This window comes from Allobosea sp. P5_A5 (assembly GCF_056400625.1).
In genome coordinates this window covers 166,162-188,727 of sequence record NZ_JBFUKY010000010.1, presented here as the reverse complement: position 1 = coordinate 188,727, position 22,566 = coordinate 166,162, and the positions used below count along the sequence as shown (strand labels likewise).

Annotated in this window: 26 protein-coding genes; 6 read left to right on the top strand and 20 right to left on the bottom strand. The window is 64.4% G+C overall.

The window, feature by feature from the left end:
* Window positions 1-290: 290 nt before the first annotated feature.
* Together AC1DR6_RS18885 and AC1DR6_RS18880 are read left to right on the top strand one after the other, a co-directional pair.
* On the top strand, window positions 291-1,445 hold the full coding sequence (locus tag AC1DR6_RS18885; protein WP_476830800.1) for a hypothetical protein: 1,155 nt from the start codon (window positions 291-293) through the stop codon (window positions 1,443-1,445).
* Window position 1,446: 1 nt separating this feature from the next.
* Complete coding sequence (locus AC1DR6_RS18880) at window positions 1,447-3,720, top strand: hypothetical protein (protein ID WP_476830799.1); 2,274 nt, start codon at window positions 1,447-1,449, stop codon at window positions 3,718-3,720.
* 63 nt (window positions 3,721-3,783) lie between these two features.
* Here AC1DR6_RS18880 and AC1DR6_RS18875 read toward each other — a convergent pair whose 3' ends face one another.
* Complete coding sequence (locus AC1DR6_RS18875; protein ID WP_476830798.1) at window positions 3,784-3,969, bottom strand: hypothetical protein; 186 nt, start codon at window positions 3,967-3,969, stop codon at window positions 3,784-3,786.
* A gap of 110 nt (window positions 3,970-4,079) precedes the next feature.
* Between AC1DR6_RS18875 and AC1DR6_RS18870 the strand changes: the two genes are divergently transcribed.
* From AC1DR6_RS18870 to AC1DR6_RS18855, 4 genes are all read left to right on the top strand, one after another.
* On the top strand, window positions 4,080-4,823 hold the full coding sequence (locus AC1DR6_RS18870; RefSeq protein WP_476830797.1) for a hypothetical protein: 744 nt from the start codon (window positions 4,080-4,082) through the stop codon (window positions 4,821-4,823).
* Window positions 4,765-4,992 carry a hypothetical protein gene (locus tag AC1DR6_RS18865; protein ID WP_476830796.1) on the top strand — a complete coding sequence of 76 codons (228 nt, stop codon included), beginning with the start codon at window positions 4,765-4,767 and terminating at the stop codon, window positions 4,990-4,992. The genes AC1DR6_RS18870 and AC1DR6_RS18865 overlap by 59 nt, the downstream gene beginning before the upstream one ends.
* A gap of 63 nt (window positions 4,993-5,055) precedes the next feature.
* Entirely contained in the window at window positions 5,056-5,562 is a 507-nt protein-coding gene (locus AC1DR6_RS18860) for a hypothetical protein (RefSeq protein WP_476830795.1), read from the top strand.
* Window positions 5,563-5,831: 269 nt separating this feature from the next.
* Window positions 5,832-6,380 carry an NYN domain-containing protein gene (locus AC1DR6_RS18855; protein WP_476830794.1) on the top strand — a complete coding sequence of 183 codons (549 nt, stop codon included), beginning with the start codon at window positions 5,832-5,834 and terminating at the stop codon, window positions 6,378-6,380.
* Between the two features lie 75 nt (window positions 6,381-6,455).
* Here AC1DR6_RS18855 and AC1DR6_RS18850 read toward each other — a convergent pair whose 3' ends face one another.
* The 19 genes from AC1DR6_RS18850 to AC1DR6_RS18760 all read right to left on the bottom strand — a co-directional run bounded on the left by AC1DR6_RS18850 (window position 6,456) and on the right by AC1DR6_RS18760 (window position 22,526).
* Complete coding sequence (locus AC1DR6_RS18850; protein WP_476830793.1) at window positions 6,456-6,854, bottom strand: thermonuclease family protein; 399 nt, start codon at window positions 6,852-6,854, stop codon at window positions 6,456-6,458.
* Between the two features lie 113 nt (window positions 6,855-6,967).
* Complete coding sequence (locus AC1DR6_RS18845) at window positions 6,968-7,132, bottom strand: helix-turn-helix domain-containing protein (RefSeq protein ID WP_476830792.1); 165 nt, start codon at window positions 7,130-7,132, stop codon at window positions 6,968-6,970.
* Between the two features lie 118 nt (window positions 7,133-7,250).
* The gene (locus tag AC1DR6_RS18840; protein WP_476830791.1) at window positions 7,251-8,396 is read right to left on the bottom strand and encodes an MlaD family protein; all 1,146 of its coding nucleotides are present in this window, start codon (window positions 8,394-8,396) and stop codon (window positions 7,251-7,253) included.
* A gap of 436 nt (window positions 8,397-8,832) precedes the next feature.
* Window positions 8,833-9,153 (bottom strand): hypothetical protein, encoded by a 321-nt coding sequence (locus tag AC1DR6_RS18835; RefSeq protein ID WP_476830790.1) that lies wholly within the window; start codon window positions 9,151-9,153, stop codon window positions 8,833-8,835.
* A 151-nt stretch (window positions 9,154-9,304) separates the two neighbouring features.
* Complete coding sequence (locus AC1DR6_RS18830) at window positions 9,305-11,458, bottom strand: AAA family ATPase (RefSeq protein WP_476830789.1); 2,154 nt, start codon at window positions 11,456-11,458, stop codon at window positions 9,305-9,307.
* Window positions 11,455-11,676 (bottom strand): hypothetical protein, encoded by a 222-nt coding sequence (locus AC1DR6_RS18825; protein ID WP_476830788.1) that lies wholly within the window; start codon window positions 11,674-11,676, stop codon window positions 11,455-11,457. Before AC1DR6_RS18825 ends, AC1DR6_RS18830 begins: the two co-directional genes overlap by 4 nt.
* Window positions 11,673-11,960 (bottom strand): winged helix domain-containing protein, encoded by a 288-nt coding sequence (locus AC1DR6_RS18820; protein ID WP_476830787.1) that lies wholly within the window; start codon window positions 11,958-11,960, stop codon window positions 11,673-11,675. Before AC1DR6_RS18820 ends, AC1DR6_RS18825 begins: the two co-directional genes overlap by 4 nt.
* A 1-nt stretch (window position 11,961) precedes the next feature.
* Window positions 11,962-12,162, bottom strand: a complete 201-nt coding sequence (locus AC1DR6_RS18815) for a hypothetical protein (protein ID WP_476830786.1) — start codon at window positions 12,160-12,162, stop codon at window positions 11,962-11,964.
* 4 nt (window positions 12,163-12,166) lie between these two features.
* On the bottom strand, window positions 12,167-12,385 hold the full coding sequence (locus AC1DR6_RS18810; protein ID WP_476830785.1) for a hypothetical protein: 219 nt from the start codon (window positions 12,383-12,385) through the stop codon (window positions 12,167-12,169).
* 140 nt (window positions 12,386-12,525) lie between these two features.
* Window positions 12,526-13,410, bottom strand: a complete 885-nt coding sequence (locus AC1DR6_RS18805; RefSeq protein WP_476830784.1) for a hypothetical protein — start codon at window positions 13,408-13,410, stop codon at window positions 12,526-12,528.
* A gap of 246 nt (window positions 13,411-13,656) precedes the next feature.
* Entirely contained in the window at window positions 13,657-14,880 is a 1,224-nt protein-coding gene (locus tag AC1DR6_RS18800) for a tyrosine-type recombinase/integrase (protein ID WP_476830783.1), read from the bottom strand.
* 202 nt (window positions 14,881-15,082) lie between these two features.
* The gene (locus tag AC1DR6_RS18795; RefSeq protein WP_476830782.1) at window positions 15,083-15,598 is read right to left on the bottom strand and encodes an RNA pyrophosphohydrolase; all 516 of its coding nucleotides are present in this window, start codon (window positions 15,596-15,598) and stop codon (window positions 15,083-15,085) included.
* A complete protein-coding gene (locus tag AC1DR6_RS18790; protein ID WP_476830781.1) occupies window positions 15,595-16,689 on the bottom strand; it encodes a divergent polysaccharide deacetylase family protein in 1,095 nt (364 codons plus the stop codon). The genes AC1DR6_RS18795 and AC1DR6_RS18790 overlap by 4 nt, the downstream gene beginning before the upstream one ends.
* 223 nt (window positions 16,690-16,912) lie before the next feature.
* On the bottom strand, window positions 16,913-18,322 hold the full coding sequence (locus tag AC1DR6_RS18785; protein WP_476830810.1) for a S41 family peptidase: 1,410 nt from the start codon (window positions 18,320-18,322) through the stop codon (window positions 16,913-16,915).
* Complete coding sequence (locus AC1DR6_RS18780) at window positions 18,322-19,620, bottom strand: murein hydrolase activator EnvC family protein (protein WP_476830780.1); 1,299 nt, start codon at window positions 19,618-19,620, stop codon at window positions 18,322-18,324. The genes AC1DR6_RS18785 and AC1DR6_RS18780 overlap by 1 nt, the downstream gene beginning before the upstream one ends.
* A gap of 47 nt (window positions 19,621-19,667) precedes the next feature.
* Complete coding sequence (gene rlmH / locus AC1DR6_RS18775) at window positions 19,668-20,147, bottom strand: 23S rRNA (pseudouridine(1915)-N(3))-methyltransferase RlmH (protein ID WP_476830779.1); 480 nt, start codon at window positions 20,145-20,147, stop codon at window positions 19,668-19,670.
* A gap of 13 nt (window positions 20,148-20,160) precedes the next feature.
* A complete protein-coding gene (gene rsfS, locus AC1DR6_RS18770; protein ID WP_476830809.1) occupies window positions 20,161-20,490 on the bottom strand; it encodes a ribosome silencing factor in 330 nt (109 codons plus the stop codon).
* Between the two features lie 166 nt (window positions 20,491-20,656).
* On the bottom strand, window positions 20,657-21,268 hold the full coding sequence (locus AC1DR6_RS18765) for a nicotinate-nucleotide adenylyltransferase (protein ID WP_476830778.1): 612 nt from the start codon (window positions 21,266-21,268) through the stop codon (window positions 20,657-20,659).
* 16 nt (window positions 21,269-21,284) lie between these two features.
* Window positions 21,285-22,526: a glutamate-5-semialdehyde dehydrogenase gene (locus tag AC1DR6_RS18760; RefSeq protein WP_476830808.1), complete on the bottom strand. Its 1,242-nt coding sequence runs from the start codon at window positions 22,524-22,526 to the stop codon at window positions 21,285-21,287.
* Between the last annotated feature and the right edge of the window lie 40 nt (window positions 22,527-22,566).

Sequence of the window (22,566 nt, the reverse complement as noted above, 5' to 3'; positions counted from 1 at the left end):
GGCAGATGCCGCAGCCGGTTCCACTCGGAGGCCAATACGCGGCGGTCAATCCCAACAGCAATGATGCAGGCGGGCTTGCCGGGCTCGTTGCCGGCGAGGAGGCGCGGCGTGGGCTCCCTTCCGGCGCCGGCATCATGAGCCCATGGGCGAACTACGGCGGCCAGGGCCAGCCGACGCCGGCCGATGGCAACTTCAAGGGCTCGCGGCTTCCGCAACAGCCCCCGGCCGGCATGGTGGTGCCGAACCCGCAGGCCGATATTCCGGCTCGCGGCGCCTCTCCGACCATCGGCATGAGCCCGGCGGCGGTCGGTTCACCGGCGACCTCGGGTGCAACTGCCCAGGTTCAACCGGCGGCCGGCGAGCGGACACAGCCGGCGGCAAACCCGGTGCCCACCAGCGAGCTGCCGCGTCCGACCAATCAGCAGGAAGCGCAAGACTATCGCTACACGAAGGACATCGAGAACAAGCAGCGCCAGATCGGCGCGCTGACATCAGCTCTGGCCAATCCGAACTTGCCTGCGAATGCCCGTGGCCTCGGGGAAATATTCCTGAAGGACGCGCTTGAGCAATCGAAGATGCCCGATAGCGCGAAAGAGTTCATGTACGCGCGGGGCATGGGGTGGACCACCGCGAAGAACCCGGCCGAGTATGCCGCCGAAAAGGACAAGGCGAAGAAGAACACCGCAGACGACGATGTCGAGGCCCGCCAGGCTGCTGCAGCTCGGGCCGGTCTCAAGCCGGGCGATGCCGGATATCAAGGCTTTATCCTCACCGGCAAGATGCCGCGCGAGGATGCTGGCCCACTCAGCGCGACCGACAAGAAAGCCGTCATGGAGGCCGACGACGCGACGCTTTCAGCTCAGACCGCCATCGACAACTTGAAGAAGGCCAAGGAGATTTCCAAGCAGGCTCTGAGCGGCCCTGGCGCAGCCACCCAAGGCTATCTTCGCTCATTCCTACCCGATGGATACGGCGGCACGGCAGGGCAAGCCACGGTCGATCTCAACAACCTCGTCACGACCAACGCTCTAGGACAGCTCAAGGCGATTTTCGGTGGCAACCCGACTGAAGGCGAGCGGGCCATCTTGCTCGACATTCAAGGCTCATCGAGTCTGTCTGACGCCTCTCGGCAAAAAGTTTTTGACCGCGCCATCGCACTTGCTGAACGTCGGATGGCCTTCAATCAGCAGCGCGCTGCCGAACTTCGCGGCGGCGACTATTACAAGAGCCCCGAAAAGCGAGCGATGGGAGGCCAAGCCGCGCCACCACAGCAGAGCCAGGACCAGCAGCAATATCAGCCCGCTCCACCCCGCCCGGCTGCGCAGCCCCAGCCGGCGCCTCGCTCACCGCAGGCCCCTCCGATGGAGGGCGCGCGGCAGGCTGCAAATGGGAATTGGTACGTCCCAGATCCCAACCGCCCCGGCAAATACATGAAGGTCGATTGAGATGGCGCAGCCGAACCTTACGCCGGTCGATTACGACCCCTTCGCCGCTGCCCCGGCTCCGGCCTCTTCCGGCGGGGTCGCGCAGCGTGGCGCGCCTCAGACGCCGCAGGACGCCGGCTCGGGGCCGCTCGTCGTCAACGTCAGGCCGAACCAACGCGCTGCGCCGCAGCTCACGCCGGTTGACTATGATCCGTTCGGCGGCGCTGGTGCTGGCTCAGGTGGCGGCAATCCGACCGGCTTCGCACCGCGCTCCCAGCGTGAAGATGCGACGCAGGCCCGCGATGGCGAATATCTTGCGGATGCCGTCCGGATGCGCCTCGATCAAGACAAGGCCAGCCCGCTCGGTCGGGTGGATGCCTATATTCGCGGCGTCGCCGGGTGGGTGCCTGGCATGAACAAGCTTGCTGCCGCTGGCGATGCCGCCTTCGGTGCCGGCCAGGGCGATACCTTCAGCGAGCGCTATGGCGACAACCTTGCACGGCAGCGCGCCATGGATGCGGCTGACGAAGCGCTGAACCCCGGCTCCCGAATGACGGGACAGGTTGCCGGTCTGGGGGCTACGGCCGGGTTGATGCCCAGCGTCAGCGCCGTCCGCGAAGGCGTGAGGGGTTCCACGACTGCCAATGCTGCTTTGACGGGCGGCCTTTATGGCGCCATCACCGGCGGCGTCGAAAGCGATGGCGGGTTGACTGACAAGGCGACCTCGGCAGGTGTGCAAGGTGCAATCGGGGCGAGCGTCGGAGCAGTGGCGCCGGCCTTCATTCGCGGGGCCGAAGCCTTCGCCAGTGCCACCGGGAAACTTGCTAGCAAGGTCGCGACACCGTTCCGCTCTGCGGTCACGCCCGAGACGGAAGCGGCCCGGCGCATCAATGCTGCCATAGCTCGCGACGGCGTAACCGATCCGACCGCACGCCTCACCCAGATGCAGAGTGGCGGTGCCCCTGCCGTCCTCGGCGATGTCGGCGGGGAGACGACGCGCGCGCTGGCTCGATCCGCAGCGAACACGTCGCCGGAGGGCCGCGCCGCGCTCACGGAAGCCACCAGCGACCGCTTTGCTGGACAGGGCGACCGCATCACGGACTTGCTCCGTAGCTTCGGCCCGTCGAGCGCCGGCAAGACGCTGGAGGAGCTACAGTCGGCAGCCCGTGCAGCCAATCGCCCAGCCTATGCCCGCGCCTACATGCAGGGCGGCAATGGCATGTGGAACGAGACCCTGGAGGGGTTGGCGCAGGCTCCGGCGGTGCAGGACGCCATCCGCTCGGTCATCAAGACCGGAGCGAACAAGACGGTCGCGGAGGGCATGCCGCCGATCCGCAATCCCTTCAGGACCGACACCGCCGGCAATCTCACCCTTGCGAGGCAGGCCGATGGATCGATCGCGAAGCCTAACCTCCAATTTTGGGATTATGTCTCGCGCGAGCTGCGCGGCAAGGCTGGGGAGGCAGCGCGGGCCGGGAACAAGGATCTAGCCGGGGACTACACCAACCTGCGCCGGCAGCTCTTGAACCATCTCGATGAGCAGGCGCCAGCCTTCGCAGAAGCCCGCTCGGGCGCCTTCCGAGCATTCCAGGCAGAGGACGCGCTGGAGGCCGGGCAGAAGTTCGTCACCTCCCGCATGGGCAATATCGACGCCCGCAAGGCGCTTGCTGCGATGAGGCCGGCAGAGCGCGAGCTGTTCGCGGAGGGTTTCCGTTCGGACCTTATCGCCAAGATTCGGGAGACCGGCGACGGGCGCGACATCGTCAAGGCCATCTTCGGCAGCCCGGCCGCTCGGGAGCGTGTCGAGATTGCCGTAGGCAAAAGCCAGGCTACGCAGCTTGAGGCCGCCCTAGGTGTCGAGACAGCGATGCTCAAGCTTCAGAACGCCCTCGGCAACTCGACCACGATCCGCCAGCTTGTCGAGGTGAGCGCCGCCGGCGGCCTTGGCGGCGGGATGGGGCTCTACCAGGGCGGCGACATGCATAGCGCTGGTCTAGGCGCCATGGCGGGCATCGCAGCTCGGCAAGCGTTCAAGAGCGGCAACGCGAAGATCAATGAAGTCTTGTCGAAGAAGATAGGCGAGATGCTGGCCAGCGGCGATCCCGCTCAGCTCCAGACCTTGACGAAGATGGCAACGAAGAGCCCGACCGTCATGCGCTTCCTCGGCAGCGTCGCGGACGAAGCCGGCCAGCTCAGCGGCCTCACCTCAAATTCGGGGCCATTGAATGTATCGGTCGGGGCGCGGGGTGGTGCGCCATATCTGCCAGCCGCCGCAGACCAGGACCAGCAGAAATGACCAAGGGTAAGGACCGCAGGCGATCAGCAACCCACCGAACAGAGACGCGGCAGCGCTACGCACTCAGGCTTGCTCGCGGAAACCGTTGACGATCCATGCGAGGGCTCGGCAGGCCACATACCAAACGGCGGCAACAGCTACTGCGGCGACGGCGAAGAAGCCCCCAGCGCTTTCCATGAAATTCTGCGGTTGGGACATGCTGAAGACGACGCCGATGCAGGCTGCCAGCACTAACGGCACGGCGACCACAATGCCCAGCCTATGAAACCCGCGTGTCAGTCGACCCACCGTGTAGCGCTTCCGAAACCGCAACCTAAAAGTGCCCTGTCTGGGGCCAATTCTCAAGAGGCAGTCGGATCATGAGCAAGGCCGTCGCGAAGGCAGACCCCAAGGCTGACAAGAAACTGGCGCAAGTTACGCCGGTTTCCGGCGAAGCGGGCAGGAAGGTCAAGCGCAGCGCCGTGGTTCCGCCGGATTGGAGCGGCAATTTCAGCCGGCTCGGGGGCTCGACCTCGGACGACTGGAACAACGTCCTCGCCGATCAGGCTATAGGGTCAATCTGGCTAGGCAACGCCAACGACCCCGGCCGCACGCCCGAGACGCGAGGACAGCAGGCCAACGCCGCATACGCGTTCTTGATGCGGCAGCACCTCAAGGATGAGCTAGAGGGCATGATGGCGGCGCAGCTCTTCGCGGCCCACAACGCTGCGATGGAATGCTACCGCCGGGCGATGATTCCGACGCAGCCGATGCAGGCTCGCGACCAGAACCTGAACCAGGCGAACAAGCTCTCCCGCACCTTCGCGACACTGACGGAAGCGCTGAGTCGACATCGCGGCAAGACCACACAGCAGAAGGTCACGGTGAAGCACGTCCACGTCTATGACGGCGGGAAAGCCGCGTTCGGCGAGTTCAACGGCGGCCAACCGGGGGGTGGGGGTGTTTCGGAAACAGAGGATCAATCCCATGGACACGATGCGATTGCGCTTGAGCCCGCGATGCTGCGCCAGGACGCGGGCGGGATTGTCCTGCCAATCCCCAGCCATGCCGAACGGGCGATGCCGCATGCACGGCGGAACCAACCCCGGCGCGCCAAAGGGTAACCGGAACGCCTTGAAGCACGGCCGCTATACCGCCGAGGCCATCGCCAGCCGCCGCATGCTCTCAGCCCTGATTTCTCAGATGCGCGAGACGGCGGCGATGGTTGAGCCTCAGGCTCCGCTTGATCAAGTTCTGTTGCCGTGCCTCCATCCCACGGCTTGGAGGAGCTGAATGTCGGGACGATGCTCATCATCTTTAGCGAGCGTATGCGCACTAGCCCTCGCAGTGGCCGCGATGCCTGTCTTCGCGGCCACCATGGAGCTTCAGCGTAAGGCGATGCCGTCGGGATTTTGGTCGAGTGCGCCAAAGTCGCCCGAAGCACGCAGAGAGTTCGCCGTTGGCCTGTTGGACTACTGGAAAGCAGTCTCCGAACGCATACCCCGTCTTCCTCCGAAAGAGTTGGAATGGATCAGGCAAGAGCTGTCGACGAGCGACCCCCTTCGCCTGACTGCCGCGCTGAATCGGAAAGAGGGTTCGCTATACATGGCGGCCGATACGGTCGATTTCTGCGTAGATGTCTATCGTTCGCTTATCCCGGCACTAGCCAAAGGCGGACGCGTTGAAGCCCTAGCGTGGGTGCATTCCCTGCGTTGCTATTCCTCGACCGCCGATCTTCCTGATCAGCTCTACAGGGCGGGCCTGATCTCGCAATCCAGGTCTGATCAAGAGATCAAAATGCAGTTCTTCTCGATCTGGCAGCAAGGCACTTTGAGGGCAATTGAAAGCTCGTTGGCAGAATAGCGCGTCGCCCCCCGCCGGGGCAAAGCTCGCGCTCGTCCGCGTCAGAGCAAGTTGGCTTCGGATTTTCGCGAAGGCATACCGCGTCATTCCGCGGAACGGATTGTCAATTAATTGCGTTGACAATCCACCCGAGTCATCACCAAGTATGGCTCATATCCGCTACGCCCGTAGGCGGGCACCTATCTGGAAACCCCCGACGGCGTCACAGCCTTCGGGGGTTTCTCTTTATGACACGATCGGTTGTTCTGATCGACGGCGGTCATCTGCGTGTGCTGGCCCGCAGGGCCAAGCACACGTACAATCCCGACTTCATCGAGAAGGTGGCTCACTCTTGCGTCGAGGGCGACGAGCGGCTGCTGCGCGTTCTGTATTACGATTGCGCTCCGTATAACGGAAAAGCCAAGCAGCCGATCTCAGGCGAGTATCGCCATTTCGAGGGTTCAGATCATTGGCTCAAGGAGCTGGCGGCGAAGAACCTGTTTGCGGTCCGACGCGGTGTGCTGAAATTTCGCGGGTTCAAGCCAAAGCGCACGCCCACCGGAGAGAAACCACTGACCGACGACGATTTCTCGCCTGACTTCGAACAGAAGGGCGTCGACATGCGCATCGGGCTAGATATAGCTACTTTCTCCGCTAGCAAGGCCGCCGATCGGATCATCCTCATCTCGGGCGATACCGACTGCATTCCGGCGATGAAGCTGGCGCGAATCGCGGGCTTGCAGGTCGTGCTGGTGTCGTTGCCCGAGCGAAATCCAGCGCCGGAGTTGTTGTGGCATACCGACTTCGATCGGCGGATCGGCTGGCCGCCTGCTCACTGATCGTCGATGCTTAACCAGCCGCAGACGGCGACATGAAGACTCAGCCGCAATTTTCGAGCTGGGATGGCTTAAGCCTTACCACCGCTCGCCTCGCCTCCAGCGCTCGGGCTCGATGAAGGCGCCCGCATTCATCCCGGCATTGGCAGTCAGAGCCTCGTCATAGGCTTGGGAGTAGCGGGCTCCGCCATATCGCCAGTAAGGCACCGCCCAGCCTAGGCGGATCATCTCGCGCCCGACATCGGTTCTCGCCTTTGTTATGCAGGTGGCAACCTCTCGCCCATAGCGGTCATGGGTTTCAACGGTGCAGATCCCGCCGCCGCGCACCAGCCGGCCGAGCGCGTCTCGGGCGTCGCGACCGCATAAGGTCATTCGCCCATTATTAGCCCGGCATGTTTGACTCAGCTCGGGCGCGTCCATCGCGGAGAGCCGAATGCGCTGGGAGCCGATACGGAGCGTGTCCCCGTCAATGGCCACGACCTCGCCAGCCCGAAAACTTAGCTCAGAGCGGCGGCTGCCGACAGGCACACCGGAACCAGCGCGATTGAAGCCGCGATGGTGAAAGCAAGGTGCCGGATCGAGACCGCCAACTAATCCTCCCCAGTCGAATGACAGTCGTCGCGGCGTTCCAACTCTTCGATGACATCGACCGAAATTCGCATAAGCTTGCCGCCGACTTTAAATGCTTTCAGATCGCCTGCTGCAATCAGGTTGCGGATATGGCGCTCCGAACAGTGCCAGCGCTCCGCGAGCATGGCGGGCGTGAAGGGGCGTCGGTCGTAGACGCGGGCTATAGGTCCTGGCTTCAAAAGCGCCCCTCTACTTCTGAGCGGCCGAGGGCGTCAAGGCCGGCCGCTCGACGGCTTTTCGTAACTATCGCTGGCCGTTGTACCGAGGGAGCGCGTCGCGCTTGCCCCTCATTAAACCCTGCGGATTCTCGTTCCATCCCTGCAAGGGGCGGATAAAGCGCGATAGCCAGATCTGAGCGCCGCCCGTAAAATTGTTGATGTTTCGCGATCCGTCGCTCGTGGCGCGAACGATATCGACTGTCAGCGCCGCCGAACGCGTATCCAAAGAGTCCGCAAGGTCGCGCAGGTACCGTGCGTAATTGCTCACGTCATCGAGCAGTTTCCGACCGTTCTCGCCGTTAGGCCCTGCAAGATAGTTCTTTGCCCCTGCGAGGATATCATCGAACCGATCTGCCGAGCTGTTGAGCTTTGCGGTCGCCAAGGCGACCCGGCTCATCGTGGCGTTGAACTCGGGTGCCTGCGCAGCCAGACCGGCTGTGGACGTATCAGCATCATCAATCATTCGAACCACACGCTTAGGATCGAGCGAGCGAATGCTGTCCAGCACGCCGTCGTTGAAAGCCTGGAGCTTTTCAGGTAGCGGGCCAATGAAATCGGCGGCGCTCCCTACGCCTTTCATCAGCTTTTCGAGGCTTTGAATATTCGCGGCTAATCCGCCGGTGGACCGATCCGCTTCCGCTATCGAGTCTGATACAGGGCCGGCATTTCGGTTAATCGCACCCTCTATCTGAACCATCGCCGCGTCCATGCTCTTGGCGATCGATCCCACCCTCTTGAGGATATCCTCGGAGGGCTCGGCGACGATGGATGGCAGCGGTTGACCGGCGGCTGCGAGCAATGGCGCCGCATTGGCGGAGCCGCCCCGAAGCTGGACCGCAACCACGCCCGCCAAACCCTGACCTTCGAGTCTTGCGGTCGTATCGGCCCGCAGGGGCGTTGAGCGATTGATCTTAATGGTAGCATTGATTTGACGCGGATTGGTCGGCTCGATCTCAAGCTGCGTAACCTCTCCAACCCTGAGGCCATTGAATAGGACACTGGAGCCCCGGCCGAGGCCGGTAACATCGCTATTGAAAACCAGGCGAGCGGCGACTGTCTCTGCTGTGCCACTGCCGAACCACAAAGCTAAGCCGAAAAGCCCGGCGACTGTGGCCAGTGTAAAAAGGCCGATCAGCGCATTGCTCGCGCGCGATTGCATGACGCGGATCATCTTTCGTTACCGAAGGCTTGGCAGAGGCTTAGCATCTGCGGCCTGCAGCGAGCAACGTAACAGCGATTCGTCGGCGGACTTGCCGAAAGCATTCTCGGATTCATAGGGGGCAGCTAGCTAATTGCCCGCTACTACCCTAGCTAGCACTCCTAGAAGGGCCGCCAGCGGCCACGCCTGAGACACCTAGAGGCTATCTAGCGTCTGATGGAGGCTTTGCACTCGCCGCAGCAGCCAAAAACGCATCAGACGAGTCAAGCGCTGCTTCGACGATCGGCCTGACGAAAGCCCTCAGATCGCGACGCCATTCTTCCGACGATTGCTCCCATGTGAACTGTCGCTTCTCACGGGCGCTCTCGTGCATCGCCTTTGCGCCAGCCTCGATAGCAAGATCAATCCGGGTTTCAGCCATAGGCATCTCCGCTTTGACCTGCCCAACCTAAGCCAGCTCGCCCGTCTTGCGAAGCACGTCCCTGCACTCCTCCACGCGCTGGCGCAGGGTGCTGATGTTACCGCCTGGGGCCACGGTGCGGACGAAAAGCGAATCCCACATGTCGCCGCCCTTCGGACGGTGGCCGCCATCACGGGCGCCATTACGCCAGCCATGCCAGTAGGACCGCGAGCGATTGTCGCCGCAGGGCGTGCCTTCCGCACCGTCGCGATAACCTTCCTCGATCTCGGTATCGTCCAGTCTCGCAAGGTCGATCAGGGATATGACCGGCTCGCGGTTCGGGTTCTTGAAGTCCGGTTCGATCGTCATTCCGATGTCCTTTCCATCTCGCGTTGCCGCACCCTGAAAAGCCGCCGCACTTGCCGCGCCCGCACCCCCTATAAGGGAGGGTGCGGCGCGGCAGTTTTTGCCGTGGTTGCCGCACCTTGCCGCGCCGCACGTTTGAAGGTGCGGCAACGGCTCATTTTCCCTCTGGTCCGACGATGACAAACTCGCGCAAATCGCGGTGTCGGTCGGGGCGGCGTTCCTTGGCTAGGACTCCGTTGTCGAGCCAGATTTTGAGCACGCGCTTGGCTTGGTCTTTCCCGCCTTTGCTCTCGATATCGAGCCCGAGCACGTCGGCAATGGCCTTCCCAATCCAATGGGCCGCTTGGCTGTCAGTCCGGTAGTCAGGATCGGCGCGGACCATAGCGATGACACGTTCGCAGTGGGCAGCCGTCACGCTGTCCAAAACGCCGGGCATCTCCCAGCCCGTGGCAACGCCGACATTGTCGCTCGGCTCGAGCCCGCGCCCATTGCCCAGATCTACGCTATCCATCCGATACCAAGTCGCGCTTTCCATCGGGGGCGCCATGTTGGCCTTGCCGTCATCCACCCGGAAGTGAAGGCGGCGCTTTTCAGGCTCGACCCCAGCTCGCTCAGCTTCCTCTTTCGACATGCCATTGAGGACGCGGGCGCTGCGAACGGCGCCGATCAAAGATGAGCCGCCGCGCGCATCTTCGACCGCATAGCCATCAGGCCCGCTTGCTGCTTTCCGGACGTGGTGCACCAGTTCAATCGCGCAGTTGCACCGCTCGGCAATGCCCGCCCAGGTCTTCGCCACCCGGTCAATCGCGCCGTTGTCGTTCTCAGGTACGCCATGGGAGGCCACAAAGGGGTCGATGACGAGTAGATCAATCCGGCTCTCTCGGATTGCCGCCTCAACCCCCTCGACGGTCGGAACCGCTACGCTGACCTTTCCGCCTGTCACCATCTCGACGATGCGGATGGGCAGATCGCGCCCGCTGTCGACATAAAGGCCGCTGACCTCATCGGCTGTCACGCCATAGTGCAGGCAGGCAGCCGCAATGCGTCGGTCCAGCTCATCGCGCGGATCTTCGCCATTCCAGAGCCACACCCGGAGCGGGTCGCGGACCTTCACGCCTAGCAGGTCGCGCGCCGTTACCATGGAAAGCGCCTCTACAATGGACAGGGAAGACTTTCCGAGGCCGCCCGGCGCAACCGTCGTGCTTACGAAGCGGCGAACGTAGTGGCGGCCATAGAGCCATTTGCGCGTCGGGATGGTGCTGGGGTCCATCAGGATGAAGGGCGTGGCTTTGATGCCGGAAATCCCGGCTTCAATCGATGCATCCAAATCTGGATTGGTCTCTCCGAATTCGCGCACGTTCAGCACGTCGGCATGGTCGCTCTCTCGGGCCTGCCAGGCGTCGTTCGCGTCCTTCCCCATGCCGGGCTTGGGCATGGCGATGAAGACTTCCCGTTCTGCTTCGCGCCAGGCGCATCCGACTTGCCGAATGGCTTTCGAGCTGGCGCCGCCGTCGTGTTCGCCCAGGATGGTGAGGCTGTCGACGCCATGCAGGACCGGCAGCTTGCCGATGGCGCCCGCCGTTCCCATCGCCCATGCGGGGGCATAGCCCATCGCAAGGCCAGAAAGAGCGCTTTCGATACCCTCGCCAATGGTAAGGGCTCCCCGCTCAGCGTCCAGTTCGCCAAGCATGATGGCGGCGCCGTCAGCCGGCCCCAGCATCTTGCGGTCGATCTTGCGGCCATCTTCCGACAGCGCCGTGCGGTGGATCGCGACGACGGCGCCCGTCTCGATGGAGCGCATCGCTGCAACCATGCAGGGGAGACGAGTGCCCTGCCCGAATGAACAGGCCGGATGAAAGCGGATCGTGGACATAGCGACGGCATCGGGAAGGTCTAGCCGGCGCGAGGCCAGATAGGTTTCCACGATGGTCCCGCGCGGGTCGACCGCTTCCGCCCAGAGCCTGAGAGCGTAAGCCTGCCGGTTGTCGACGGGCTGAGTTTCCGGCCCGTTGCCGTTGGTCTGACCGTTCGCCTTGCTGGCGCGGGCCTGCATGCGGTCGATGGCTCGCGCGGCTCCGTCAGCCTCACCACGCCCCGGCTCCCAGACGATGCCAAGTTTTTGCTCGACATACGCCTTGCAGGTCATCGCGTCGTCGCCGGCATGGCTATGAACGATGAGGTTACCGCTCTCGCCAATCTTCACGGCCATGCTGCGGTCGTGAGGACGATGGCCAGGTCCGGGCGCCATAACCTGCCCGCTGGTGACGACGCCGCCCAGCGCCTTCGCGATGTGATTGAGCGACATCATTCCGCGCCTCCCTCGCTTTCGGTGGCGAAGGCCAGGACTTTCCCGGCCTCCCCCTCTGCGAAGTCGGCATCGAGCCGCACAGCCATACCCCGGCCCGCGAACACGGCGCTCATGCGCGAGGCATAAGGACCATCAATGCCCGAGCTATCACCGCGCCGGCTTTCGAGGATGACGAACCACCCGCGCTCATCGTCCATCAGGTACAGCTCACCGCTCACGCCGGCCTCCGCTCGATAACAGTAACGGGCACGGTCAGGACGTATCTTGCATGGCTGCCTGCGTACGGGCCGCCGTGCTTCTCATCATGGGTCACGACGCCGACGCCGCCACGGCGGAGTTTGAAGACGTAATGACTCCAGCGTGGGCCGGGATGCTCAATCGGCGTGCATCCGCGCGCACCGGCCGTGATGAGGTTGTCCAAGGCCCAGGCGTCGCGGCCCTTGAAGGTGCGCGGCGTCGGGTCTCCTTCGACGGCGATGGTGATGCTTTTGAGGTTTGCCATGTCAGCGAGCCTCCCTGAGAAGGCCGGCATGATCGGCGATGACGAGCGCAACGCTCGGGGAGACGGCAACTCGGTTGAGAATGCGCTTGAGCGCCAGTGCCGTCGTGGTAGGATGGAAATCGATCGCTGCCGAGCTGATCAAATTCCCGGACCCCATGGACGCCTTGCCCGGCGCCGTGGGGTTCAGTGTTTCCAGGCGCATGATGCTACGCGGCCTCCTGCTTGGAGGGCTCGCGGACAGGGAAGGCACGAAGCCATTCCATCGCGTCATCGTGCAAAACGAAGAGCTTGCCGGCGGACTTGCGGGCCTTCAGCTTGCCGGCGGCGATGTCTTCCTGAATCTTGAACCGGCTCCAGCCGGACGCCTTGATGAGCCCCTTAATGTCATAGGCGAGGGGCGGAGCTTCATAGAGATGGGTTGCCATCGTTGCCTCCTGCGCTCCTTGCCGGGAATGGCTAGGTCTAGCGCAGGGTTAGTTCGCTTCGGCAAAATCGGCGCGGCAACGCAGGCAAAATCGGCAGAATAGGCGACTGCGGCGCGCCTAAAATCCGTGAACGAATACAACTAGTTATCGCCGAAAAAAGTTTCGTCGAGGTGCTTGATCAGGCGTCTGATGTCGCTCGGCTCGTTGACGTTGTGTGTCTTGGTCTTACGGTTGCCTGTAAACCAACTCGACACCGCGTTGATGCGGAGGCTAGCGGCGCGTCCCTTCCCGCCGGTGGCCCCAAATTCTGCGATAAGGATTTGAGCGGTCAAATCTCGAAGTTCCGTCAGATGTTTTCCATCCCGCGATTTGAACCGCTGATTGTCTTCACGAGGCTGCGGGTCGCGTTGTTCCTCCTCGAAAACCGGCGCTGCGCTTTTTCTCTCAGATGAGACGGCGAGGGCGGCATTTTCCGATGCGGAAGCGGCAGGGTTTTCCGGGCCAACGAGTGCGTTGATGAAATCCTCTTGGTGCAGGAACAGGTAGACCTCTGGCGGCGCTTTGGAGTCCAAGGGGTTGTGCCAGTTTGCGCAGCAGTTTCGTAGAATATGGTCCAACTCGGACAGCTTGGCATTCCAGAACGCGGGCGCGGCGGAACTGACAGGGCCGCCGCCGATCGGCACCGCGAACAAGCGAATTGAGCCTCGATCATGGATCATCCTCGCGAACCATTCGACCACTTCGGCGCGACGTTGTATGGCCGGCGAGCGTTCCGACTGCGCTTTTCGGATTTCCTGTCGAGCAAACGCCCAATCCTCGTCTGAAATTTCAGGAAGTGGAGCGGTTTGTCCAAGTAGCGCAATTCCACCAAGGCCAAGCATCTGCTGTCGGGGCGGCGCTTCGGTTGGCTGCCGTTCACGCCACTGGGGCTTGAAATGATCCAAGACGCCAACGGCATAGGAAATATCTTCAGCAGGTGCTAACAGCGGCGACGGCGCCAGGTCAGGCACCTGCTCTGTCTTCATCTCGTTTCCCTGATGATTTTCGCCAAGGATATGCTTGCTCGCTAGCAGCATCGCTGGAGCTAAAAACACTAATCGCTCAGGTGTGCGCGGCCAAAGGTCGGACTCTGACCAGAACCGATGCCTGGGAATGAAAAACGGTTTCGAAGTCACGTCGCACCCCGCGACGCACCGATGGCCAGGACGGGGAAACCGAGTGGTGCGTCTCGGCTTGTCGGCTGGCCGGCCTATCCCCGCCCGTCTTGATACCTATCCTGCCGCTTTCGTGCGGATAGGCGTGACGTTGTTGGCTTTCGGCTTCGGAGCCCCAATGAACCGCGCCCAGGCGTCCATCAGTTTGCGGCGCTTCTCCAGCGCGTCGCCCCGGCGATAGGCCTGCTCGGCTTCGTCTCCTACCGTGTGCGCCAAAGCGGCCTCCGCCACCTCTCGGGCAAAGGACGTGGATTCCCCGGCCCAATCGCGGAAGGAACTGCGGAAGCCGTGAGGCGTGAAGTCATCTACCTCCATACGGCGCATCAGCATTTGCAACGCCATGCCAGAAAGCGGGCGCTTGTCGCGCTGGCCGGGGAAAACGTAGTCGTTCACGCGCGCCGCCTTCAGATCCTCCAGCAGCGCGATGGCGCGAGCGGACAGGGGGATACGGTGTAATTTGCCGCTCTTCATCCGCTTGGCAGGAACCGTCCAAACCTTGTGGGCTATGTCGATCTCTGCCCATTCGGCGCCAAGCGTCTCGTTCGAGCGGCTGGCCGTCAGGATAAGAAACTCCAGCGCCTTCGCCGCAGTCGCATCGCGCTCCCGCAGCGCGACTATGAAGTTGGGGACATCAGCATAGGGCATTGACGCATGATGCCCCCGCGAGAGCTTGCGCCGCTGGGAAAGCAGCTCGCGCAGATGGCCGCGCCAGCGCGCCGGGTTTTCGCCGGTGCGCTTACCCTTAGCTCTCGCCGCATCTAGGACACGCTCGATCCGGCCACGCACCCGCGACGCGGTTTCCTGCTTCGTCTGCCAGATCGGTTGAATGACGCGCAGAATGTCGTCCGTGCCGATATCGTCCAGCCACTTGTCACGGATCGGTTTTGCGTAGTGCTCCAACGCGCGCTTCCACTGCGCTTGGTGCCGGACATTCTTGAAGCCGGGCAGGATCGATTTCAGCATGTCGTCTGCGAACGCGCCAAAGGTCTGGCGCTTCTCGCCTTCGGCCTCGGCCGCGCGCCTGGCTTCAATCGGATTGATTCCGTCTTTCACCTGCTTGCGCGCGGCGGCGGCTTTCTCGCGTGCCTCGGCAAGCGAGACGGTTGAAACGCCGCCTAGCCCCATTTCCTTCAGCTTGCCCTGCCAGCGAAACAGGAACAGCCAGCGGCGCGCTCCGCTGGCGTCGATCACGAGATAAAGCCCGTCGCCGTCCCCATGCCGGCCGGGCTTCGTCAGCGTCGTGACGGTCCTAGCTGAAAGCTTCTTGACCTCTCGGGCCATTTCCTACCCCAACTCTCACCCCAACGAATGCAGCGGATCATAACAGGCTGAAACGGGCTGAGCCAGATAGGAAGACCCGCAACACACTGGAATCGTACAGTGTAAGCGGGCTAGGTAATGCTAGGTCAGGCTGGGGTTGTGCGTCCTTCCGGGACGCCAGCTTCCTCCACGGGGACCGCGCTGGAAGATCTGTTGGCGGCCTTCAGCGCTCTTTCGCCGCGAAGGGCGCGAAGTGACGCACCACCTCGCGGTAGACGCCCTGCTTGAACGGGATGATCAGCTCCGGGGTTTCATCGAGCCTGGCCCAGCGCCAGGCATCGAACTCCGCCTTGTGGCCGCCGGTCGGTGCTAGCACGTCGATCTCGTCGTCGGGGCCGGTGAAGCGGAAGGCGAACCAGCGCTGCGCCTGCCCGCGCCAGCGGCCCTTCCAGGCCTCCTTGCCGATATCCACGGGCAGATCGTAGCTCAGCCAGCCCGGCGCCTCGGCCAGCAGCTCGACCGAAGTGACGCTGGTCTCCTCGCGCAGTTCGCGGCGCGCGGCTTCCAACGGCGTCTCACCTTCGTCGATACCACCCTGTGGCATCTGCCAGGCATGGCCCGGCGCGACATGCTCACGCTTCGTCTTGTCGGCGCGGCGGCCAACGAAGACGAGGCCTTCGGCATTGAACAGGGCCAGCCCAACGCAGGGGCGATAACCTTCGGGGGCAGCGTCGGTCATCGCAGCGATCCGGTCGTCTTCGGGTTTCGGAAGCCGCCGGCGGCGCTAAGCGGGACGAGCTGGATCCGCTTCGCCTCGAGCGACTGAGCCCAGCGTGCGAGGCGCTCCAGCGAGACGGGCAGGGCGGTCGCCGCCGCCACCGCAATCCCGCGCTCCTGCGCCAGCGCCTCCAACCCCGCCAATTCCTTGTCGATGGCGGCGGCCTGGGCAACGCCATCGATCGTGCGATCGACCTTCAGCGCGGGAATCTGGGCGCGTGTCGCCGCAGTGGCGAGTTGGCTGCGGGCGGAGGAGCCGTCGTCGACGACCATCAGGCCGCGGCCGGCAAGATCGCGCAGGATCGGCGACAGGGCGGTGTCGTCCGCGGTGAAACGACCTCCGAGGAAATTGATGATGCCAACATAGCCGGTGAAGCGGCCAAGCGCCCAGGACAGCCGATCGGGATTGTCGGCGGCTTTGGCGCCGGTCAGCAGCGTATGTGGGCCGGGGTCGTTGTCGGGATAGTCGAAAGGCTCCATCGGCAGCTGCAGAAAGACCTCGTGGCCCTCGGTGCGGGCGCGCTGGACCGTGCGTTCGAGCTCGGAACCATAGGGCGCGAAGGCCAGCGAGACCTGCGGCGGCAGCTTGGCGATCGCGTCTGCCGTGCCTGTCTGGCTGATGCCGAGACCGCCGACGATTAGTGCGATGCGGCCGAGTGGCTTGGTGCCGGGCTCGGGACCGAGCGGCCGGGCGTAATATTTGGCCGGAGTGGTGCCGTCGGGGGCGATCCTGGGCAGCAGGCCGTAGCGCGAGCGCTCGATGAGGCGGTTGTCCGGCGCTGTCGCGAGCTTGATGGTGCCGGCATCGTCGGGAACCGTGATGACGATCGCGCCGGGGGCTGACGCATCCGGCCGGTAAACGGTCACGCCCGCGCTGGCTTCGAGCTGGTCGGCGCTGGCCGCACCCTTGTTGGGGGTATCGGCGCTTGCGGTGGCGGGGGTCCCGGATACAGCAACCGGCGGAGCCGCCCGTTTTTCGATTTTGGCGGTGGCGATCGGTTCACCGCCGTCGGGATCGCGCCGAATGGCGACGACGAGCACGACGCCAAGCAAGGCCGTTCCCACGAGAGCTGCCGCCGCGGTCGCAATCCGTCGTGCCCAAGGCCGCGCAGGCGGATGGGATCGACCCGGCCGACCTTGGCCAAGCGGCCTGTTCAGCTCCGTGAGCGGCGTTCCGGCCAAAGATCAGCCGTCCTCGAGATGGTGCCGCGGACCCGAATCAGTGGTCCGCGCGCTAGTCTTGTCGTCTCGGACGACCGCCGTCGAGCCCGACGGCTCAGTTCTGCGGCTTTGGAGCCTCTGGCGTCGCCGGGGCGGCGGGAGCTTCGACCGCCGGAGCCGGCGAAGCAGCCGGTGCCTGGGCCGTCGGCTGGTCGACCTTTGCGGGCGAAACCAGCGCGTCCTTCTTCGTGCCGTGCAGAAGGTCCATCGCTGCGATCAGCTGCGTGTCCTTCTTCGGATCGTTCGGGACATAGGAGCTGGAGCCGGACTGCTCCTCGCCTTCGCCGGCCTTGAGGTGGCCCTTGAGCGAAGCCTCGCCCTTGTTCTCGGCGATCTTGTCCTTGAGCTCCTGCGGAATGTCCTGCTGGATTTCGATGTCTGGCGTGATGCCCTTAGCCTGGATCGAGTTGCCCGACGGGGTGTAATAACGTGCCGTGGTCAGGCGCAGGCCCCCGTTGGAGCCAAGCGGAATCACGGTCTGGACCGAGCCCTTGCCGAAGGAGCGCGTGCCGATCAGCGTCGCGCGCTTGTGATCCTGCAAGGCGCCGGCAACGATCTCGGCGGCGGAGGCCGACGAGCCGTTGATCAGAACCACCACCGGCTTGCCCTTGGTCAGGTCGCCCGACTTGGCGTTGAACACCTGGGTTTCCTCGGCATTTCGCCCGCGGGTGGAGACGATACGGCCGCGCTCGAGGAAGGCGTCGGAGACGAGCACCGACTGGTCGAGGCGCCCGCCGCGATTGTTGCGCAGATCGATGACGTAGCCCTTGAGCTTGTCGGGGCCGATCTCGGCTGTGAGCTTGTCGATGGCCTTGCGCAGGCCGTCGAAGGTCTGCTCGGAGAACGTGCCGATGCGGATATAGGCAATGTCGCCCTCGGCGCGCTCCTCTACCGCGGGCACGACGATGGTCGAGCGGGTCAAGGTGAAGTCGAGCGGCTCGGGCTTGCCGGCCCGGTCGACCTTGAGGGTGACCTGCGTGTTAATCAGGCCGCGCATCTTCTCGACGGCCTGGGTCAGCGAGAGACCCTTCACGTCCTGGCCGTCGATCTGCTTGATGATGTCGTTGGCGAGGATGCCGGCCTTGGACGCCGGCGTGTCCTTGATCGGCTTGGCGACCTTGAGGACGCCGTCATCCATCGTCACCTCGATGCCCAGGCCGCCGAACTGGCCGCGCATATCGGTGTCCATCTCGCGGAAGGACTTTGAGTCGAGATAGGAGGAGTGCGGGTCGAGCGAGGAGACCATGCCGTTGATCGCGGCCTCGATCAGCTTCTGCTCATCGGGCTTGTCGACATAATCGGTGCGGATCTTCTCGAAGATGTCCCCGAACAGATTGAGGCTTCGATAGACATCCGCCGAAGCCGCGACCGCGCTGGTCGAGCTCAGCAGATGGGTCTGTGTCGCCAATCCGGTCAGGCCTGCCCCCATGATGGCGCCGGCGAGAACGAGAGAAACCTTGCGCATCATCCGCGGACCTTTTCGCCTTGCGATTTCGACCACCACGGGCCCGGATCGACCGAGACGCCGTCTTTTCTAAATTCGATATACAGGACCGGCTGCCCGGTCCCCACTCCCACGGTCGTCGCCGCAGCTTCCGATGTTTCGCCCATCACTGCAACCGGCTCGCCTGCTAGCACGAACTGATTCAGGGCGACATCGATGCGCTGCATTCCGGCCAGCAAGACGTAGTATCCCCCGCCCGCATTCAGGATCAAGAGTTGTCCGAAGGATCGGAACGGACCAGCATAGACCACCCAACCGTCAGAAGGCGCCGAAACTAGGGCGCCGGCTCGGGTTTCCAGCGAAATCCCGCGCGTCGTGCCGCCCGCGCCGTCCGAATCGCCGAAACCACGCAATCGTGAACCGGCGACGGGCAGCGAGAGCAGGCCCCTGGCTTCCGCGAAGGCGATCTTCGGCGCCAGCCGCGCCGGGTCCTTGAAAGCCAGCGCCGTCATGCGGTCGCGCTGCTCGCGGGTTTCCTGCTCGATCGCCTGGCGTGCCGCGTCGGCGGCCTTGTTGGTGACCGAGATTTCCTTCTCGATCCTGTCGACGAAATCGCGCATCGAGCGGGCCTGCCCGGCCAGCTGGTCGCCCAGCGCGCGCTGGGCCTCGACATCCTTGGACGCGGCAGCCTCGCGCTCCCGGCGGGCCTCGATCAGGGAAGCCAAACGCTGGCGCTCGCTCGCCAGCTGCTCCATTTCGGTGCCAATATTGGTTCTTTCGGTCGCAATCCCATTATGCAGGCGCACGAGTTCGCCGAGATCGGTCGCGAGGATTTCGACCTCCTGGCGCAGGTCGGGAACGACCGCGCCGAGCAGCATCGAGGCGCGTACCGCCTCCAGAATGTCTTCCGGGCGGACGAGCACGGCCGGCGGAGGCCGCCGCCCGATGCGCTGCAAGGCGGCGAGCACCTCTGCGATCAGGCCGCGCCGGCCTTCCAGCGAGCGGCGAATCGCGGCTTCGCTAGCCTGCAGCAGGGCCAGCCGCTTCTCGATCTCGCCGAGCTTAGCTTCGACGGTTTGGGTGCGGGCCGTGGCGTCGAGCAGCGCCTTGTTGAGGGCGGCGCGGTCGGCGCGGATCGCGGCGACTTCCTTCTCCAGCGCCTCTCGGGCTTGCGTATTGCCGGACAGGCGCTGCTCGATCGCCTTCAGCTCGGCTTCGCGGGCCTGCTTCTCGACAAGCTTCTGCATCGCCTCGCGCTGGAGGATTTCCGGATCGGGCGTGGGGCTCTGCGCAAGGGCGGCCGACGCGATAGGGCTCATCGCCAGCGCGAGAGGGATCGCAACGCGAATCAGGCGACGAGCGAGGCTCATGCGCGATGATAGGGGTGGCCGGAAACGATCGTCATCGCCCGGTAGATCTGCTCCAGCACCAGCGCGCGCACGATCTGGTGCGGCAATGTCAGCGCGCCGAAGGCCAGAGTGAGGTCCGCGCGCTGGCGCAGGGTATCGCTCAGGCCGTCGGCGCCGCCGATCAAAAAGCTCGCATGGGCCGTACCGGCATCGCGCGCCGAAGCCAGCCTTTGGGCAAAAACCTCGCTTCCGAGGCTTTTGCCGCGTTCGTCGAGCGCGACAACGAGGCCGGGCTGGAGTTTGCCGAGGATCGCCTCGGCCTCCTCGCGCTTGCGCTCGTCGGGGCGGCGGCCCCGCCCTTCGGGCAGTTCCACGATGTCGGGCCCGCTCAGGCCCATCGTGCGGCCGAGCGCGACGGCGCGCTCACGATAGCGCTCGCAGAGCTCGCGCTCCGGCCCATCCTTGAGCCGGCCGACGGCGACGACCGCGAGCCGCACGGGACGGCCTTCGTCAGCTGTCGAGGCGTTCGTTGGGGCGGTCGGTGCCCCACATCTTCTCGAGATTGTAGAATTGCCGGACTTCGGGCCGGAAGACGTGGACGATGATGTCGCCGGTGTCGATCAGCACCCAGTCGCAGGCCGGCATGCCTTCGACCTTGGGAGACGGCAGGCCGGAGGCCTTGATCGCCTCGACCAGCGCTTCGGAGATGGCGGCGACATGGCGGTTGACGTTGCCCGAGGCGATGATCATCGCATCGGCCAGCGAGGTCTTGCCGACGAGGTCGATCACGGTGATGTCCTCCGCCTTCATATCCTCGAGGACACGCTGGGTGAGGGCGATGCTATCGGCAGAGGGGTTTTCCGTAACGGCGGCCGGAGGAATCGGCTTCGGCTCGGCGTCGCCAAGGGTTGGACGGGTCAGGGACGTATCCTCTCGGGTGGGCGCCTCTGCGGCGCGAGATATGCGAACGAGTGAACGCGTAGATTAGGCCGGATGGGCCTGCAGTTCAATCGCGGCCCGCTTGTCGCCGCAGCAAAGTCGACGAGAGCGGCGAGCGCTTGCCGTGCAGGAACACCCAGGCCGGCGGATGACTGGCCGCGAGGCCTGCCGCGCGGCTTTCCGGAAGGCGCCAGCGCGAGAGCCAGTTCGCGGCGGGCGACGCCATGGCGGAATGCGTGGATCCAGGCCGGTCGATGATGGCGATCGGCATCAGCCGGGCGATGCTGCGCCATTCGTTCCAGCGGTGAAAGCTCGCCAGATTGTCGGAGCCCATGATCCAGACGAAGCGCACGCCGGGGCAGCGCCGCTTCAACGCACGCAGGGTGTCGGCCGTATAGCGCGTCCTGAGTGTGGCCTCGATCCCGGTGACCTGGATGCGGGCATGGCCGGCGACGGCACGCGCCTGGCGCACGCGCTCGCCCAATGGCGGCAGTTCAGCATTGTCCTTCAGCGGGTTGCCGGGTGTTACCAGCCACCAGACCCGATCGAGCTGAAGGCGGCGCAACGCCGTGAGGCTCGCGAGGCGATGGCCGTCATGAGCGGGGTTGAAGCTGCCGCCGAACAACCCAATGGACAGGCCCGGCGCATGGGGCGGCAGACGCAGGTGCTCGTTCGCCATGCTGCCGCGTTTCGCTTCAGGGCCGGGTCTGGCCGGCGCCATGGACGCGGTATTTGAACGAGCAGAGCTGCTCGACGCCGACCGGGCCCCGCGCATGCATCCGCCCCGTCGCGATGCCGATCTCGGCGCCGAAGCCGAACTCGCCGCCATCGGCGAACTGTGTCGAGGCATTGTGGATCACGATGGCTGAATCGACCTCGGCGAGGAAACGGGCAGCGGCTCTGTCGTCGGCGGTCACGATGGCATCGGTGTGGTGCGAGCCGTAGCGCTCGATATGGTCGATCGCGGCATCGAGGCCGGCTACCACTTTCACCGCAATGATGCGGTCGAGATATTCCGTGGCCCAGTCCGCGTCCGTCGCTTGGGTGACGCGCGGGTCCACGGCGCGTGTCGCTTCATCGCCGCGCACGGCGCAGCCCGCATCGAGCAGGGCCGTGACAAGGGGAGCCAGATGAGTGCCGGCGGCGCTGGCGTCGACCAGCAGGGTCTCGGCCGCGCCACAGACGCCGGTGCGACGCAGTTTGGCATTGAGCAGGATATCGCGAGCCATGGTCAGATCGGCTTGCGCCTCAACATAAACATGACAATTGCCGTCGAGATGGGCGAAGACCGGCACCCGCGCCTCGCTCTGGACACGCGCGACGAGGCTTTTCCCCCCGCGCGGGACGACGACGTCGATGTTGCCGTCGAGCCCCGATAGAATTTCACCGACAGCGGCGCGGTCGCGCGTTGGAACGAGCTGGATCGCGTCGGCCGGCAACCCCGCAGCTTCCAGCCCTTCGCGCATCGCGGCGGCGATCTCATTGGCGGAGCGGAAGGAATCGGAGCCGGCGCGCAGGATCGCCGCGTTGCCGCTCTTGAGGCAAAGCGCGCCCGCATCGGCGGTGACGTTCGGGCGGCTTTCGAAGATCACAGCGATGACGCCGAGCGGCGTGGCGATGCGCTCGAAGCGCAGGCCGTTGGGCCGTGTCCACTCAGCCAGCACGCGGCCGAGCGGGTCGGCGAGCTCCGCGACTTCCGCCACAGCGTCAGCGATCGCCGCGATGCGCGTCTCGTCGAGCGCGAGGCGGTCTATGAGGGAGGGGCTCAAGCCCGCCTTGCGTGCATCCGCGAGGTCCTGCGCATTGGCTTCCAGGATGCGCGGCGCGCGAGCGCGAAGCGCCTCGGCCATGGCCAGAAGCGCGGCGTTGCGCTGCTCGGCCGGGCTCAGCGCGACCCGACGGGCGGCGGCGCGGGCGCGCCGGCCAACATCCTGCATGACCACGCCGATATCGGCGGTCTCGCTCGTCGCGATGAGG

What these genes read in the sequence shown, in the direction of transcription:
- AC1DR6_RS18885 (WP_476830800.1), top strand. Translation starts at nt 291, where the DNA reads ATGAGCCCGGCGGCGGTCGGTTCACCGGCGACCTCGGGTGCAACTGCC.
- AC1DR6_RS18880 (WP_476830799.1), top strand. Translation starts at nt 1,447, where the DNA reads ATGGCGCAGCCGAACCTTACGCCGGTCGATTACGACCCCTTCGCCGCT.
- AC1DR6_RS18870 (WP_476830797.1), top strand. Translation starts at nt 4,080, where the DNA reads ATGAGCAAGGCCGTCGCGAAGGCAGACCCCAAGGCTGACAAGAAACTG.
- AC1DR6_RS18865 (WP_476830796.1), top strand. Translation starts at nt 4,765, where the DNA reads ATGCCGAACGGGCGATGCCGCATGCACGGCGGAACCAACCCCGGCGCG.
- AC1DR6_RS18860 (WP_476830795.1), top strand. Translation starts at nt 5,056, where the DNA reads ATGCCTGTCTTCGCGGCCACCATGGAGCTTCAGCGTAAGGCGATGCCG.
- AC1DR6_RS18845 (WP_476830792.1), bottom strand. Translation starts at nt 7,132, where the DNA reads ATGCTCGCGGAGCGCTGGCACTGTTCGGAGCGCCATATCCGCAACCTG.
- AC1DR6_RS18840 (WP_476830791.1), bottom strand. Translation starts at nt 8,396, where the DNA reads ATGATCCGCGTCATGCAATCGCGCGCGAGCAATGCGCTGATCGGCCTT.
- AC1DR6_RS18835 (WP_476830790.1), bottom strand. Translation starts at nt 9,153, where the DNA reads ATGACGATCGAACCGGACTTCAAGAACCCGAACCGCGAGCCGGTCATA.
- AC1DR6_RS18830 (WP_476830789.1), bottom strand. Translation starts at nt 11,458, where the DNA reads ATGATGTCGCTCAATCACATCGCGAAGGCGCTGGGCGGCGTCGTCACC.
- AC1DR6_RS18820 (WP_476830787.1), bottom strand. Translation starts at nt 11,960, where the DNA reads ATGGCAAACCTCAAAAGCATCACCATCGCCGTCGAAGGAGACCCGACG.
- AC1DR6_RS18815 (WP_476830786.1), bottom strand. Translation starts at nt 12,162, where the DNA reads ATGCGCCTGGAAACACTGAACCCCACGGCGCCGGGCAAGGCGTCCATG.
- AC1DR6_RS18810 (WP_476830785.1), bottom strand. Translation starts at nt 12,385, where the DNA reads ATGGCAACCCATCTCTATGAAGCTCCGCCCCTCGCCTATGACATTAAG.
- AC1DR6_RS18805 (WP_476830784.1), bottom strand. Translation starts at nt 13,410, where the DNA reads ATGAAGACAGAGCAGGTGCCTGACCTGGCGCCGTCGCCGCTGTTAGCA.
- AC1DR6_RS18800 (WP_476830783.1), bottom strand. Translation starts at nt 14,880, where the DNA reads ATGGCCCGAGAGGTCAAGAAGCTTTCAGCTAGGACCGTCACGACGCTG.
- AC1DR6_RS18795 (WP_476830782.1), bottom strand. Translation starts at nt 15,598, where the DNA reads ATGACCGACGCTGCCCCCGAAGGTTATCGCCCCTGCGTTGGGCTGGCC.
- AC1DR6_RS18785 (WP_476830810.1), bottom strand. Translation starts at nt 18,322, where the DNA reads ATGCGCAAGGTTTCTCTCGTTCTCGCCGGCGCCATCATGGGGGCAGGC.
- AC1DR6_RS18780 (WP_476830780.1), bottom strand. Translation starts at nt 19,620, where the DNA reads ATGAGCCCTATCGCGTCGGCCGCCCTTGCGCAGAGCCCCACGCCCGAT.
- AC1DR6_RS18765 (WP_476830778.1), bottom strand. Translation starts at nt 21,268, where the DNA reads ATGGCGAACGAGCACCTGCGTCTGCCGCCCCATGCGCCGGGCCTGTCC.
- AC1DR6_RS18760 (WP_476830808.1), bottom strand. Translation starts at nt 22,526, where the DNA reads ATGCAGGATGTTGGCCGGCGCGCCCGCGCCGCCGCCCGTCGGGTCGCG.